The 14,596-nt window shown below is 42.4% G+C and carries 19 protein-coding genes; 4 read left to right on the top strand and 15 right to left on the bottom strand.

What is annotated here, in order from left to right; all coding sequences use genetic code 11:
• Positions 1 to 8: 8 nt before the first annotated feature.
• The 9 genes from A6049_RS07535 to A6049_RS07495 all read right to left on the bottom strand — a co-directional run bounded on the left by A6049_RS07535 (position 9) and on the right by A6049_RS07495 (position 7,411).
• The gene (locus A6049_RS07535) at positions 9 to 527 is read right to left on the bottom strand and encodes a GNAT family N-acetyltransferase (RefSeq protein WP_095206006.1); all 519 of its coding nucleotides are present in this window, start codon (positions 525 to 527) and stop codon (positions 9 to 11) included.
• 55 nt (positions 528 to 582) lie between these two features.
• Entirely contained in the window at positions 583 to 1,086 is a 504-nt protein-coding gene (locus A6049_RS07530) for a GNAT family N-acetyltransferase (protein ID WP_063564063.1), read from the bottom strand.
• A gap of 17 nt (positions 1,087 to 1,103) precedes the next feature.
• Positions 1,104 to 2,138, bottom strand: coding sequence for an alpha/beta fold hydrolase (locus A6049_RS07525; protein WP_063564062.1), 1,035 nt, complete (start codon positions 2,136 to 2,138; stop codon positions 1,104 to 1,106).
• Between the two features lie 81 nt (positions 2,139 to 2,219).
• Positions 2,220 to 2,726 (bottom strand): DUF4275 family protein, encoded by a 507-nt coding sequence (locus A6049_RS07520; protein WP_240321341.1) that lies wholly within the window; start codon positions 2,724 to 2,726, stop codon positions 2,220 to 2,222.
• Positions 2,727 to 2,784: 58 nt separating this feature from the next.
• A complete protein-coding gene (locus tag A6049_RS07515) occupies positions 2,785 to 3,327 on the bottom strand; it encodes an NUDIX hydrolase (protein WP_063564061.1) in 543 nt (180 codons plus the stop codon).
• Between the two features lie 168 nt (positions 3,328 to 3,495).
• Positions 3,496 to 4,173, bottom strand: a complete 678-nt coding sequence (locus A6049_RS07510) for an ABC transporter ATP-binding protein (protein WP_063564060.1) — start codon at positions 4,171 to 4,173, stop codon at positions 3,496 to 3,498.
• Positions 4,170 to 5,294, bottom strand: coding sequence for an ABC transporter permease (locus A6049_RS07505; protein ID WP_063564059.1), 1,125 nt, complete (start codon positions 5,292 to 5,294; stop codon positions 4,170 to 4,172). The genes A6049_RS07510 and A6049_RS07505 overlap by 4 nt, the downstream gene beginning before the upstream one ends.
• 66 nt (positions 5,295 to 5,360) lie before the next feature.
• Positions 5,361 to 6,737: a sensor histidine kinase gene (locus tag A6049_RS07500; protein WP_063564058.1), complete on the bottom strand. Its 1,377-nt coding sequence runs from the start codon at positions 6,735 to 6,737 to the stop codon at positions 5,361 to 5,363.
• Positions 6,734 to 7,411: a response regulator transcription factor gene (locus A6049_RS07495; protein WP_063564057.1), complete on the bottom strand. Its 678-nt coding sequence runs from the start codon at positions 7,409 to 7,411 to the stop codon at positions 6,734 to 6,736. Before A6049_RS07495 ends, A6049_RS07500 begins: the two co-directional genes overlap by 4 nt.
• Before the next feature lie 304 nt (positions 7,412 to 7,715).
• Here A6049_RS07495 and A6049_RS07490 point away from each other — a divergent pair, with 304 nt between their 5' ends.
• Positions 7,716 to 8,684, top strand: a complete 969-nt coding sequence (locus tag A6049_RS07490) for a cation diffusion facilitator family transporter (protein WP_063564056.1) — start codon at positions 7,716 to 7,718, stop codon at positions 8,682 to 8,684.
• Between the two features lie 303 nt (positions 8,685 to 8,987).
• On the opposite strand, the gene A6049_RS07485 is transcribed toward A6049_RS07490, so the two are convergent.
• The gene (locus tag A6049_RS07485) at positions 8,988 to 9,404 is read right to left on the bottom strand and encodes a hypothetical protein (protein ID WP_063564055.1); all 417 of its coding nucleotides are present in this window, start codon (positions 9,402 to 9,404) and stop codon (positions 8,988 to 8,990) included.
• A gap of 66 nt (positions 9,405 to 9,470) precedes the next feature.
• A complete protein-coding gene (locus A6049_RS07480) occupies positions 9,471 to 9,683 on the bottom strand; it encodes a hypothetical protein (RefSeq protein WP_063564054.1) in 213 nt (70 codons plus the stop codon).
• A gap of 143 nt (positions 9,684 to 9,826) precedes the next feature.
• Between A6049_RS07480 and A6049_RS07475 the strand changes: the two genes are divergently transcribed.
• Entirely contained in the window at positions 9,827 to 10,255 is a 429-nt protein-coding gene (locus A6049_RS07475; protein ID WP_063564053.1) for a hypothetical protein, read from the top strand.
• 112 nt (positions 10,256 to 10,367) lie between these two features.
• Here A6049_RS07475 and A6049_RS07470 read toward each other — a convergent pair whose 3' ends face one another.
• The 4 genes from A6049_RS07470 to A6049_RS07450 all read right to left on the bottom strand — a co-directional run bounded on the left by A6049_RS07470 (position 10,368) and on the right by A6049_RS07450 (position 12,717).
• A complete protein-coding gene (locus A6049_RS07470) occupies positions 10,368 to 10,655 on the bottom strand; it encodes an SHOCT domain-containing protein (RefSeq protein ID WP_063564052.1) in 288 nt (95 codons plus the stop codon).
• A gap of 12 nt (positions 10,656 to 10,667) precedes the next feature.
• Positions 10,668 to 11,045 carry a hypothetical protein gene (locus A6049_RS07465; RefSeq protein ID WP_063564051.1) on the bottom strand — a complete coding sequence of 126 codons (378 nt, stop codon included), beginning with the start codon at positions 11,043 to 11,045 and terminating at the stop codon, positions 10,668 to 10,670.
• 42 nt (positions 11,046 to 11,087) lie between these two features.
• Positions 11,088 to 11,951, bottom strand: coding sequence for an imm11 family protein (locus A6049_RS07460; RefSeq protein WP_063564050.1), 864 nt, complete (start codon positions 11,949 to 11,951; stop codon positions 11,088 to 11,090).
• A gap of 355 nt (positions 11,952 to 12,306) precedes the next feature.
• A complete protein-coding gene (locus A6049_RS07450; protein ID WP_063564048.1) occupies positions 12,307 to 12,717 on the bottom strand; it encodes an NUDIX domain-containing protein in 411 nt (136 codons plus the stop codon).
• Between the two features lie 224 nt (positions 12,718 to 12,941).
• Here A6049_RS07450 and A6049_RS07445 point away from each other — a divergent pair, with 224 nt between their 5' ends.
• The gene (locus A6049_RS07445; RefSeq protein ID WP_063564047.1) at positions 12,942 to 13,451 is read left to right on the top strand and encodes an RNA polymerase sigma factor; all 510 of its coding nucleotides are present in this window, start codon (positions 12,942 to 12,944) and stop codon (positions 13,449 to 13,451) included.
• A 2-nt stretch (positions 13,452 to 13,453) separates the two neighbouring features.
• On the top strand, positions 13,454 to 14,506 hold the full coding sequence (locus A6049_RS07440) for an anti sigma factor C-terminal domain-containing protein (RefSeq protein ID WP_090808398.1): 1,053 nt from the start codon (positions 13,454 to 13,456) through the stop codon (positions 14,504 to 14,506).
• Positions 14,507 to 14,596 lie beyond the last annotated feature (90 nt).

Raw genomic sequence — 14,596 nt, 5'->3', positions numbered from 1 at the left:
CACATTGCTCATACCCATGCTTTCCGAACAGAGTAGCAGGGCATTTCCATTTTCATACTGATAAATAACATGTCCTCGTCATGCACTTTGCTATAAAACTCCTTATCTCTTTTAAAGCCTGTCCGCTCATATACTTTAATTGCTCGTTCGTTGAATGTGGCAACAACCAGCCGAAACTGAGAACTTTTGAAATGGTTTTGCAAGAATACTAAACTTTGTTTAAGGAACACAGACCCTATCTTTTGTCCTGTTAGATCTGGATCTAATCCAAGACCTATATCCAGATATCCTTCTTCTTGATACAGTCCGATTGAGGTTCCTCCCGGTACACGTGCTGATTCCCCACAACAAATAAATCCTACTAACCTCTCCAGCTCATCCAGGACTGAAAAGTACTCCCCATTCATCAATTCTTGAATATCTTCATTGGATTCAGAGAAACTGTACATCGCGTATTCCTCTTCATACTTCCAGGTAACGATTTTTCCTGCATCAGCTATTTTCATTGGATGATAGGATAAAAGCATAAATAATCCCCCTTTTTATACACTTACGAGCTTAATGAAGTCGATAGAGACACCATCATTGTTTTTCATACAGACTGGCGCTCCAGTTCCCCTGTTTCATTCTGCGGATGTATTGGAATCCATAGTCCTTATAGTATTGATTAAGTCTCAGGTTATCTGCCATGCAATCCAGCCTGATTAAGGTTTTACCTTTTTGCCTAATGTTCTCTTCTGCTGATTTTAGAAGGAGCAGGCCTATATTTTGCCCTTTAAAATCTCTATTCACTGCAAATCGGTGTATGTATCCGGAATTAGTGTTGTCGAGTTCTTCCCAAATCAGGGGATCTGACCACGTTAAGGTATATGTCCCTACGATTTCGTGATTTATTTCAGCAAGATATACGTCAGATCCATCCGTCATGAATTCATTTACTTGTTCCAAATTGAAATACTCAGGACGCCATTGATATATCTCTTTGGAGTTCAGCCATCGGGCAGACTCCTGCCATAGGTTCAACACAATGGAAGCTTCCTCCGGTAATGCAAGTCTAGTTATGAGTTTAGTATTAAGTTGCTCCATCAAGATCCCTCCCTTATTCAAAAGTTAAATACCCCCATCAACCACGCTGCAAATCGTTCTTTCTCCTCAAACTGTGGGTAATGAGCGGACTCTTCAAATACAACAAAATCTTTTTCGGGTGCTCCAAGCTCATCAAAATAATCCCTTGCCGCATCCACAGACGTCATATAATCATACTTTCCCATAACAAAATAAGTCGGTATTTCCAGCTGATCTACAATGTCTGGCAAATGGTTGCTGGACCCCTCCTTCAGGAGGATTTCCTGTGTAGCCTGCACTCCCCTGGAATACCGAATCACATCCAACGCATTATATTCAGTTCCCAGAAGAAAGCCGAGTGTATAATCTCTGTTGTCATCAATAAGTCTGGCTGCACCGCCGTATTTGCGAACCAACTTTCTTGGTGTATACTGCTCGCCTCGCTCAATCGGACCACGAAGACGTTCCAGACTTTCCGCATCCGCTGTGTTGTCGGCTTGTTTCGCTTGTGCGATCGTATATTCCAAACCATCCAACTCGCTCCGCACAGTATCAGCCATTTGCCCAATACCTATATAAGCAATGAATTTTTCTGGTGCTTTGGCCGCCGCTTTTGTCCCTATGTATGTACCAAATGAATGACCGACCAGCGTAACCTTTCTTTGCCCCAGTTCGGCAGTGACGTAATCCGTTAAAGCCAGTAAATCATCTACAAGCATATCTGAAGTCACATCCGAATAATCCTCCATGAAATGATATGACTTTCCGCTTCCACGTTGATCATAATGCACAATGGTAAAATGCTGTTCAAGCTCCTGCTGATACTTCCTTACATAAGGAATCTCGGAGCAACCAGGGCCACCATGTACATAAAGAAGGATAGGATTGTTCCGATCTACCCCGCGAATCATAACCTCATGACCAAAACCATTGATCTCGACCTGTCCTAACGTGCTGATACTATTCTCTCCCTTGATCCCAGGGGTCCAAGTGGGAAAGATCAGAGCAATTATTACGAGTAAAAGAATACTAAGCATGGCGCGTCTGAATATTTTAATCGACCTCTTACGCATCAGATGGCTCCTCCGGCAGGTATTCGTGTGTTTATTAAGTGGACTCCAAACTTCTCACTTGTTACTCCTTACTGCTCCTTGTTACTTCACTTTATAAAAATACGGTCCGCACATGGATTCATGGGTATGTACATACGTCCACGTGAACGCTTGGTCAAAAATATAAATATCCTGTTCCGAATCAAAATCTTCTGCGATGACCTTATTCGCATTCTGAAATACCTGTATGAATGGTGTATGTTGATACATGACATACAATTCGTTTTTATTTTCGGCATTAAAAGCATCTCGTGCTGCATCGTCTGTTAGGCAATCCTGTTTCTCATAACTGAACATATGCCACTTGTACTGGCTATAATAGATAGCCTCTTTTACCTCTTCACTGATGCTCTTGGCAAATGTGTTATCCCATTTCTGTATAATTCCTTCGGATTCCTCGCACAATTCAGTCACAAGGACCCCCTTGTCCTCCAAATTTTTGTTATACATATATTTGCGATGCACAAGCTCAATTCGTGAGTACACCACATTCAGCTCATGGTCCGGTAGAGCATCCAGCAACTCATTAATTTCATCTCTAATCATCATAACCTCCGAAGTTTGTAGGATTTAAGATTTAAGATTTAAGAATAAACTAGCATTCCAGTTACTCACCGTTTGCTTCTTCTCGCAGCAAATAGGCCAATCGGTACATTTCCGCGATGTCATATCTATTCTGTTCTTCAAATCTCCTGATCGCTTCACCGATCTCCACAACCTCTACAGCAATTACCTGTTCCCCATCCACCGGATTCAGCGGTTGGCCCACGAGTTCAACCTCTCCGTAGCCAATAATTCTTACAAAATGAGGATGAGGAATATGCGGTCTATACGGCTCAGGTGCACTCGACATGCAATGAAATTGTCCAAACACCCGATACGTGACCAACTTGGCTCCGAGCTCCTCCATCACTTCACGTTGCAGACCATCCATATACTTCTCTCCTACCTCCAACGTTCCTCCGGGCAGCTCCCATTTTCCGTTATCGATCTGAAAAACAACCACTCGTTCCCCCACAAACGGGATAATGCTCACATTGCTTACCAGCGTTTCATCCACGATGTCATTCAATCTAAACTCCGCTTTAACAATTCCCCAATGAATCGATGTGCTGAGCGCCGGGAACTGTTCCCGATCCAAAGTCTTCATTTTTCTATCCGATCCTCTCTATGTAAAATAAATCTTCCATTATAAGTTCTATCTCTCATTATAGATCAAAAAAGAAAAAAGAAGGCCACTTTTCCCATCGGGAATTCATGGACCTTCTAATGTTATTTCAGTTGATCTAAAGAAAGTTTACACTTTCCACTCTGACCACTAATGGTGTACCAGTTTCCCGTTTTCCAAAAAGAGAACCCGATCACATAGCGGCAAAATCCGCTCATCATGCGTAACCATGACTGCACTCTTGCCCTGCTCCTTCACGAGCCGTGCAATCATGCTCACAATATCCAGTCCACGTTCCGCATCCAGACTGGCTGTCGGTTCATCCGCCAGCAGGACGGCCGGATCATTCATCAAGGCTCTGGCAATGGCAACCCGCTGGCGTTCTCCGCCAGAAAGCTTCTCGGAATATGCCTTACGTCGATGCGATAAGCCTACCGTATCCAGCAGCTCATCGACCCGCTTCTCAGCCTTGTTTTTGTCCGTTCCAGCGAGCTTGGCGACCACCATCAGTTGTTCTTCCACTTTCAGATACGGAATGAGGTTGGCGCTTTGAAAAATAAACCCGAGCTGCTGGAGCCGTACATCGGATATGTCCTGTTTGTTTTTGCCCATAATCGATGCGCCATCCAGCATAACCTGTCCCTCCGTCGGTTCAAGCAGTGCACCTGCGATGGACAGAAATGTACTTTTGCCTGAGCCGGAAGGCCCCATGACCGCGACGAGTTCTCCTTCGGCCACCTTAAGATCCAACTTATTCAATATCGTCCGTTTGACTCCACCATCTTCAAAAGTCTGTGTAATTCCCTGCAATACCAGTCGGTTTCTCATGCTGCTGTCCTCCCAATCGCATCAAGCGCATCAATTTTGGTAACCTTCCACACCGAGAATAGCGAACCCGCCATAGACATCACCACGAATAACACACAGGTTAGTGCCAGGGTGGACAAGCTTAATTGAAACGGCATTGAAGCTGGCAAGATCGATTCAAATAGCTGAACCAACAGCACACTGATCACCAGACTGCCGATGGACAGAAGCAATACTTGCAATGAAACACTGCCCGCCAGATATGAATTTCGCGTTCCAATGGCTTTCAAAATACCAAATTGACTCGTTTTCTGAATCGTGATGACGTAGAAGAATACCGCAAGCACAAACGCCGAGATGACAAATAAAAAGGCAATCATCATGAGCAGTGAGCCCTGCTCTTCCTTGTACCCAGGAATAGCGGATACCGCATCGGACTTCGTAATCACTTCCGTATTCGGCAAAGCGGAACTGAGGCTGTCTACCTTCTCACCTGCATCTTTAACGGCAATCGCATTGTATACCGGAGCATTAGAGTTTGCTGTTCCTTGCGAAGTACGAGAACCTTCTTGAATAGCGAGCCATTCCTGCTCGTTTAAGAACACAACCGGTGAGTGACTGAAGGACTCATTTTCCACAAATCCACCTACGGTCCACTTCGTTCCCGAGGCTTGATCGACCAGTTCCGTTCCAATCGTCACGCCAGATTCAGACAGTTTTTGATCCACTACAACCTGCCCGTCTTTCAGATCCGTGATTGGAGAGCCTTCCGTTACGGTTGGACCCAGCCAGCCTTCCGGGTTCACCATGAATAGCGTTACATCAATCTTCTTTGTGTCGCCAGCTGGACTGACTGTTGTCATTTTCACACCCAGCGGTTCAGCATTCTCTTGCCCCACAACAGTGCGTGTCTGCTCCAGCTGGTCCTGATTCACCTGGGAGCGGGTAAACCGATGATTCGAATCCTGCTCCAGAACAAAATGGGTTGCTGCCATATTTTTGATGGATGCCGCGTTATCATACGCGAGCCCCTGTGCCAGACCTGTGACAAACAAAACCAGAAATGATACAAGCACCATAATTGTAGCAATTAATGCATATCGCCCTTTGGCAAACCTCATCTCTCTAATAGCCAAGTACATATTCTCTGACCTCCTCTTGATAACCCAAGTATAGGAGGCGAAAATGAACGGCAAATGAATAACAGATTACATCTGCGGGAGCGTCACGGTAAAGACCGTTCCTTCAGACGAACTAGAGACCTCGATCGTACCGTCATGGATGCGGATAATTTTCTGCACAATGGCAAGCCCAAGCCCGGTTCGGCCGGAAGAACGTTCTCTCGCACGGTCTACTCGGTAGAAACGATCAAACAGGAAAGGCAAATGCTCTGCCGCAATCCCATCTCCTGTATCCCGAATATAGATTACGCACTGGGCATTGGTCTCTTCTGCACGAATCTCGATGCTTCTCCCCTGTGGAAGATGATTCACGGCATTACCCAGCAGATTCATCCATACTTGCATGAGCAGCACTTCATTGCCATATAACTGGATGGATTCGGGTACCGAGATCCTTAGCAACAGTTCTTTTTCTTCCAACTGCCATTGCAGCACCTGAACCGATTGGCGGAATTGATCTCGTAGAGAGAATCTCACTTTGGTCAAATCCTCATTTCCTTGTTCCAGAGAGGACAACAGCAGCAATTGTTTACTGAGCAATGAGAGATGGCGGCTCTCCTCTTCAATAATGGAAGCATAGTGCTCCCGTTCTTGTTCAGGCAGATCTCGATCCGCTACCAGTTGGGCAAAACCCTGAATCGAGGTCAGCGGTGATTGAATCTCATGGGATACGTTCGATACAAACTGCTGCCGGGCCTGATCCACACGCTCCAACTCACGACTCATGGTCATGAAATGCTGGGCCAACTGTCCAATCTCATCACGCCTAGTCGTGGACAATTTCAGATTATAGTTTCCTTGGGCAATGCGCTTGGTCGCCTCGGACAGACGTTCAATCGGATTCACCAGATAGCGGGTACTGATTAAAAAGAGCAGAATACTAATGCCCACCGTAAACGCTCCAATCAACGCAAAAAAGATACGCAGCTCACCGAACTGCAAAATAACATCAGGGCGCATAAACAACGCATAACTTGCATTGCCCATCTGTAGATGAACACCAACGGTATTACTCAATTGATTATCGAAGAAACCCGTAATGAAGGGTTTGCTGGGAAACTCGGCAACGCCGTGGTATATCTCACCACCTAATACCCGATCTACAGCCTGCTTGTCCAGATCTTTCTGGCGGAATTCGCGGCCATAGAATTGGTCATTCCCTTTTCCATCTGTCACATAAATTTCGTAACCGAGCGCTGCGGCATTGTCCAGGTAATGCTCTACCGTAGCGGGTTCCTGCTCCACAAACTGCTTCATTTGCGTCGCGATGCCAACTAACTTCTCGTCATTGAAAGACTTCAGCTTCGCATGATAATAAATATTGGATAAAAGAAAACCCAGCATGGCGCTGACCAGAATCACCGCGATTGTAATCATAAACACCCGAAAGTACAGTGATCTCAATGCGCTTTCACCTCAATCTTATAACCAATCCCCCGTACCGTCTGAATGACAAAATCATCCCCATAATCGGCAAAACGATCACGCAGCCGCTTGATATGTACATCCACGGTGCGGTCATCGCCTTCATAATCCGCTCCCCAGACCAACCGAATTAGTTCATCACGCGAGAATAATCGCCCCGGAAACTGAGCAAGTTGAGAGAGTAGCTCGAACTCCTTCATTGGCAAAAAGAGAATCGATTGCCCATCGGAGACCTCGACATTATTCCGGTCAATCACGATGCGATTCATACGAATGATATCACTGGACGTACGATGGTACCGACGAAATAATGCTTTAACCCGGTAGACCAGTTCCTCGGGTTCAAATGGCTTCGTCACATATTCATCTGTGCCTCTCAAGTACCCATCCCGCTTGTCGGATAGTTGATCCCGTGCTGTCAGCAGCATAATCGGTATGTCATAATGTTGCCGAATGAAATCACATAACTCCAGTCCGTCCATACCTGGCATCATCACATCCAGAATCGCCAGATCGATTGGTGTTGCTTGCATAACCTTGACTGCTTCCACTCCATCCTGTGCTTCATGTACCCGATACCCTTCCTTGGTCATGACATGCCGGAGGAGTGCTCTAATATTGGCGTCGTCGTCCGCCAGAAGCAGATTCTTCATATTGTTGTCCGCCCCTTTTCTGTAAGTTGAAATAATATAGGTTCCGCGACATTGATCCTGCACAGATGGTAGCACAAAAGCAACGTAAATCGCCAGCGAACAAGTAAGAGAGCCCTGCGGGCATGTTTATATTTTCTCAAATCTGGTTGACACTATTATTAGGCGCACCTATAATAAAACCATAACATATGAATAACTGCTCATATGTTCATGTATTATCACTTTATCATTTCCGAAGATCACTTGTAGTCACAAAAGAAATCAATTACATAACGGAGCACGGCTCCAAAGGAGAGGATCTCATATGTCCGGACATCATCACAACCACGACCATGGACACAATCATGGTAGTACCAATAACAAGAAAGTACTGTTATTTTCCTTCATTATTATTACCGTTTATATGATTGTTGAAGCCGTTGGCGGATTCATGACGAACAGCTTAGCCCTCATCTCCGATGCAGGTCATATGTTATCTGATTCCATAGCTTTGGGGATCGCCTTGCTGGCGTTCACCTTTGGCGAAAAAGCGGTGAATACAGGTAAAACGTACGGGTACAGACGCTTTGAGATTTTGGCAGCCACGTTAAATGGGGTCACCTTAATCGCCATCTCACTTTACATCTTTTACGAAGCAATTGGTCGCTTCATCAACCCACCAGAAGTCGCAACAGTCGGCATGCTGATCATCAGTATCATTGGACTGCTCATTAATATCCTGGTGGCATGGATCATGATGCGCGGTAGCGATACGGAGAATAACCTGAATATGCGCGGTGCTTATCTCCATGTCATTAGTGACATGTTGGGATCGGTTGGGGCTATTGCGGCGGCACTGCTCATGATGTTCTTCGGCTGGGGTTGGGCAGATCCACTCGCGAGTGTCATTGTTGCTGTACTGGTTCTGCGCAGTGGATTCTTTGTCACCAAATCATCCCTGCATATCTTGATGGAGGGAACGCCAGCGAATGTGGATGTAAATGACCTTGTTCAGACCATCAAACAAGTCGATGGCGTCAAAGGCGTGCACGACGTGCATGTCTGGTCCATCACCAGCAACCTGAATGCACTGACCGCACATATCGTGGTGGACGGAACGATGGATGTCTACGCATCAGAGGTGCTTGTTCAGAAGATTGAGCATCTGTTGGAGCATAAAGAAATCAAACATGTGACACTGCAAGTCGAGTCTGAGAAGCATCTTCACGACACCTCGGTATTATGCACCGTCAAAGGCGACGCACCGGATGCTCATGCGCATCATCATCATTGAGATTAATAGTTGTAAATAGAAACAGGACTTAATTCCCGTTAGAGGAATAGTCCTGTTTTCATTTTGCACGTAACTTTAATTCCATTCAGGCGTTCTGTAATACAAATGGCATTATCAAATTAATTTGTTGTACACCGTAATTTACTTAATATAACGAGGAGGTTATATCTACCATGGGGAAATTCCAAAAGTTCATGTCAGTGATTCTTGTACTGATAACGCTGCTCCTATTTCTTAACTACCTGGAGCTAAGAGAAAACAATAGACTACAAAACATCATCATAGATGGTATATATAATTAGCTTATCCATTTAAGTGGATAGCCTGGATATGTTCTCGATCAAAATCAATAATCATAATGTGACCTTGTAACACATTGTCTCCGCAGGCTATCGTTGCTCCGTAGTCCTCTTTACTATTAAATGTGATATCTACTTGATAAACTTCAATTTCATTAAACCAATCCTTATGTACTTGTTCGTGAAGTTCGTTCTCATAGTAATTTCGAAATACGGCCTCACACTCCGTAAACCAATGAAGATATGAATCTATTACATCAGCAATTGCATCTAGCTGAATAGTCGTCGATATATAGATTCGGACATCCTTTAAATCTTCATCCTTTATGGATTGCTTAAATATTTGGACTGTATTTTTCAAAACATAACATTTGTACCTCTCATCACTCTCTTCCACGAGCTCAATAAAATCACTTCGCACCTTAACCCTCCTTCCATAAAACGACCTGTATGATGCAAGGTATTGCTTCTTGAATAGGCACCTATACTATACTTTCTCGTCAATAATATATTTATTATCGCCTTGTTTATTGTTATTTTGTTTTTTAATTTCAGTTCTCAAATAGTGTACTTCTTTTATTAGATCCTCAAGTCTTTTCGATGTTTTTGATGAATCTATCGCATAACGTATAACTGCAGCAACGATAAGAAACACAATAAAACATAGGATCAACGCTATAAAAGCTCCAAAGAGTTCCATCCTGATTTACAACTCCTTACTTATATTAAACTGTAATTGATTAACTGTTATGTTTACATGCATATAACGTATTGTCAAACCAAGTGCGAGGGAATTACTCTGGAGGATTTGTGAATACCACTATATAGAAAGAGGTAATCATCATGACAAATATAGCATTTTTCCCGATTCTTCTGCTCTTCCTTCTTCTCACAGCCTGCGCTTCAGATGCTCCTACTGAAAATCATGACACTGAAGTTGTCCTAAGAAATGAAGCTCTGCCCATAATTACGAATGTTGAGACTAACTTTCCCCAAAAAGAAGGTTGGATTATAGTTCCTATAGATAGCACAGAGTTAAATGTCACAGTTGAGGCGACCAACGCGGAAACACTTCTGTTCTGGGCCGTTCCAACAGGAACTGAGACTTGGGGAGAACGAGAACTTATTGGGTATGATACTAACGAGGACGATGGGTGGAAGATAACGTGGGATATTGCGGGTAAGTCTGTGCATCACCATGTGATTGTTCAGGCATTGGGGAGTGATGGTAAGACCATTACCGATGAAACGTTAAATATTACGAACGAGTAAGGTCGATTTAGATCATTTAATTTACGAAGATATTATTAATAATGGAGGCCTCCCCCGATAACTATTATCTTAGGCGGGCCTCCATTATTTTTGTATGTAGTTGTTTTCTCAACTATTTGATCTTGGAAAGCAACTTCTCTTTCTTTTGATCAAATTCATATTCGGAAATGATATTTTTTTCTTTTAACTCACCTAGCTGCAAAAGTTGTTCATGGACATTTACAGGTTGTTTTTTCCTCCGAGAAGATACAACCAAAGCAATAATTGAGAAGGGTATGGCATACAGCATGCTTAAAAGTCCCAAGATTGCTGCGCTATCGGAATCTTCTGGCACTAGCCCGAATATCATTAAAAACGTTAATGTGAATAACACGATACCGATAATTGACAATACTTTCAATTATAATTCCCCCTATATATTAACTTCATCCCAATTCATAATGACATATGCAAGTTGAAATAAAAACATAACTAGATAACTTATATTTACAACGAAACTGAATTTATGATTTTTGGCTAATTTCATATACTCTTCTTTACCTATCCCCCCAGTGTCCAATCTGGATTTAAGTTTCTTGTTCGATATCAATAATAAATACAACTCAATAATCCCAAACAATCCCCATACTAAAGTGAAAAACAATGAGACGGCATTGGCAACCGACAAAAGCATAAGGGAACCTTCATCCAATCCCCTTCCATAATGAAAAATAAGATTTATGGCCAAAGTCATAATAATTAATCCTAAACCAATGAAACTTAAATACGGTGTAAACCTGGAGCTTCTCATGAGCCTTCCTCCTTCCAGGTAATTCATAGCTAAATATTTTTGTTACTTAAACCCTATACTCTCTTTCAAACGACTAAACATCGTTTTACTTCTTTCTGGAATTCCCCACTGAAGTTCCAACAAAATGGGAGGATAGTAGATGGGGTTGATCCATGAGTAGCTCCCATCCAATTGAAGGTTCCCTAACCAAATTTGCTTATCCTTATCTGCCTTGATCGCCCACTCACCGGAGTACACCATATGGCCTTTATTTTTACGAGCGAACTTCTTGGCTTTATCAAAATCAAACACTTCTAGCAAGGAGCTATCAATTTCCTGACCCATCCGCTCATGCTTTTCTTCTTTGGCTTTCCAGGAAAATTCCGAATCCCAGATCTCCACCAATTGATAACCCACGATGGAATGACTTAATATCTCTTGCAAAAAATCTGAAACATATATGTAAGATAACTCTCTATCCTCGCTTGGTAGTTTAATTCTGAATATGTGTTGTCCTTGTAAAGCTTTATGATCTAAAACGAGTGAATACTCATCGAATTGAGGAACGTCGTCATAATAAGTCCTTACTTTAGAGTTTACCGTGTCTATACAATCGATAACACTCATCACGTGTAAAATATAGTATTCCTCTTCAGTAGCCGTTGAAAGTGGCAAGAACTCGATATGTTCAATGTGATTCTGTTCCAATAGTTCTTTCACTTTCCTACTAATGACAAGCGCTCCTGTGTATCTGTTTAAAATATCGGCTGGTTTGCCCACATCATTAAATTCTACGTTAGGTGCAGACCATTCCTGAATAATCGGCTTATCACTGCCTAATGCCTCATAAACCTGATCTGATTCCTCCGAATCGCTAAACTCAATCGTATTATTCGGTGGATAGTAATCTAACAACCATGCTTTCATTCATTTCACTCCTGCTTATAAGATGCGTACTATTGCTAAACAAACCAAAAACGATAAAACTCTTCCGAAAACCAAAACCATATGATTCCTAATATCACCATGATGCAGCCTAATGCTTTTAATATCACTTCTATCAATTTTGGAATATCTCTGTTGGGCGGGTTGTCCTCAAATTCCCTATTTGGTTTGATTCCCCTATATCTCATCAGAACAAAGCATCTATATAAAATATCAGGAAAGAAATAAAACACAATCCCCAAGACAAACACCGGAATGGATAAATAACCAAATGTGCTGGTTGTCCATTCAATATCAATACCATTTGGTTTCTTCCCATATAGATTCATAGAATTATTTAATGAAAATGTGCCCTTTCTACTTGGTTAGAACTAAAAATATAGTCCGGATACTTGTTTGCAATAGGTGGAAGCTCATGCTCGGGGAAAAATTGCAGATCTTTCATCTCTTTATTATCGGATGCCAGTTGTCCAGACTTGATACTGCATTCAAATACGATCGTTAAATATTCAACCTGGTGACCATTACTGTATGTAAACCGCTGCTCTTCACCACCATAGATCCCTATCACTTTCTCCGGTTCTATGATAAGTCCTGTCTCTTCCCATGCTTCTCTTATCATCGCTTGAGCAGGTGTCTCACCGAGCTCGATTGCCCCAGCAATTAAGCCCCAGTTGGTTTCATTATGTTTACGACCGAACAAGATCTCTCCTTGTTCATTTCGGATAACCCCAGCCACACCTGGCATTCCAAGAGAATTTTAAGTTGTTAAGCTACACTATATCTTTCGGGCCCAATTTATAAGTTTTTTTCTAAACTTTCTCATTAATGATATGTTTTTTGTTCTCTTACTTATGGTTACTCCTTTTTCTTATTTCAGTTTTCTAAAGAAACCTCCTAAAATTTTTCAATTTTACTGTAACATTATTTGACTTGACCCGTTGTCTAAAGAGAAGGAGGAGGAAACTTGAAATGAGGAGTGATCTATATGCCGAACTATTCAAGCAGTACCAATCCTCCCTGCATCTCTATCTATACCGTATGTGTGGATCTCAGGAGACAGCTGAGGAGTTAGTTCAAGAAACCTTTTACAGAGCCATGGTATCCATGAAAGCCGAGCATGCAAATTACGCCAGAGCCTGGCTATACAAAGTAGCTCGGCATTTATTTATTGATTGGTATCGTAAATATCGTGGAGAAATTCAAATGAATCGAGAGATGGAGCAACAAGCGACAGAAAATACATATCGTTCCCCTGAGGAAGTGCTCACAGCTCGTGAACGTACCCTTCGTATTCAACAAGTGATGAAGAAACTTCCCGAACAGTATAGGACCATTTTGGTGCTACGAGAAATGAACGAGTTATCTTATAAAGAACTTTGCGAGATTCTGGATATGAACATGAACAAGGTTAAGGTCACTCTTTTTCGCGCCAGAGAACGATTCAAAGCAGAGATGCTTCAAATGAAAGGAGACGTTTGAGAATGTCTAAAACACCACATGATGAGGAACGTGTATTTCAGGAAGAGGATTTTGAGTATCAGCGTCCTGAATGGGGTCATAAGCAGTTTAAACGAATGGTTTGGAAAACGAGATGGAAGTTTTTCCTAAATGCAGGAGGAGCTCTTTTTCTAGTATTTATGGTATATCACATCTATGTATCGTCACTCCATATCTATTTTGATCAATCAGCGGTACGTAACAATTTCATGCGGTCCATTATATCTGTTGTTGAAATGCATGGTGACGGACTTCGTGTAGAAAAAAAAATAAATGTTCAACCTTTTGAAGTAACCCCGTTTTTAACTCAAAAAGCTAATTTGAAAATATATCGACACGTAGGTTCATGGGAGGTAATCACAGGTGAAATTCAAGCTGAACTCAGTATAACCGGTAAATTCACCTATACGATTACTAATACAGGAGCGTATATGAATGGCAATAACCCAGGCCCTTTCTATCTCCCTTATTCACTAGTGGGTGGCAAATCTGATCATAATGATTCTGAGGAAAATAGTAGCCTTAAGCGGCTAGGTAAAATTGATGATGGACATGTCGCAGAGATGTCATTATCCTTGAAAAATCTAGCGTCTCCCGACCAACTGATGCAGCTTCTCTCAGATTACGATGTTGCGGTGACCGCCATGCCGATCTATTCAGGCGAATTCACCGAGCCTGGTGTTTCCTATTCACGCGCAGGAATATTCGACTATAATATTCCTCATCTTAGCCTTAAGCCTCTTTATGAATTCAATGACAATGGTGCAAGATGGTTTAATTACTTTGTATCTGACGATGCAGGACAGATGAAAGAACAGGTTCAAGCCATGATGTCTGATCTAGAATGGATGTCAAACCATATTGAGTACAGTGGTGCTGAACTGGATAAACAACGTCTTGCCTATTTAAAAAAGAATGGCGTTCAAGTATATGGCGCGGTTGTTACTGGTCCCGTACGAGAGTTAGAGAAACTTACAAAGGTCCCGGAATTCCAACATTTCCATTTGAATCGAGTAGAGATATGGAATTGGGATTAATTAAAATAACTTATCCAGTATCGACATTACGTTTCATATAAAAAAGAGATGATACCTGTTTAATCAGTGGTATTATCTCTTTTTTCTGAT

The sequence above is a fragment of the Paenibacillus sp. O199 genome (genome assembly GCF_001636635.1).
Taxonomy (GTDB): Bacteria; Bacillota; Bacilli; order Paenibacillales; family Paenibacillaceae; genus Paenibacillus; species Paenibacillus marchantiae.
This window is presented reverse-complemented; position numbering and strand designations above follow the sequence as displayed.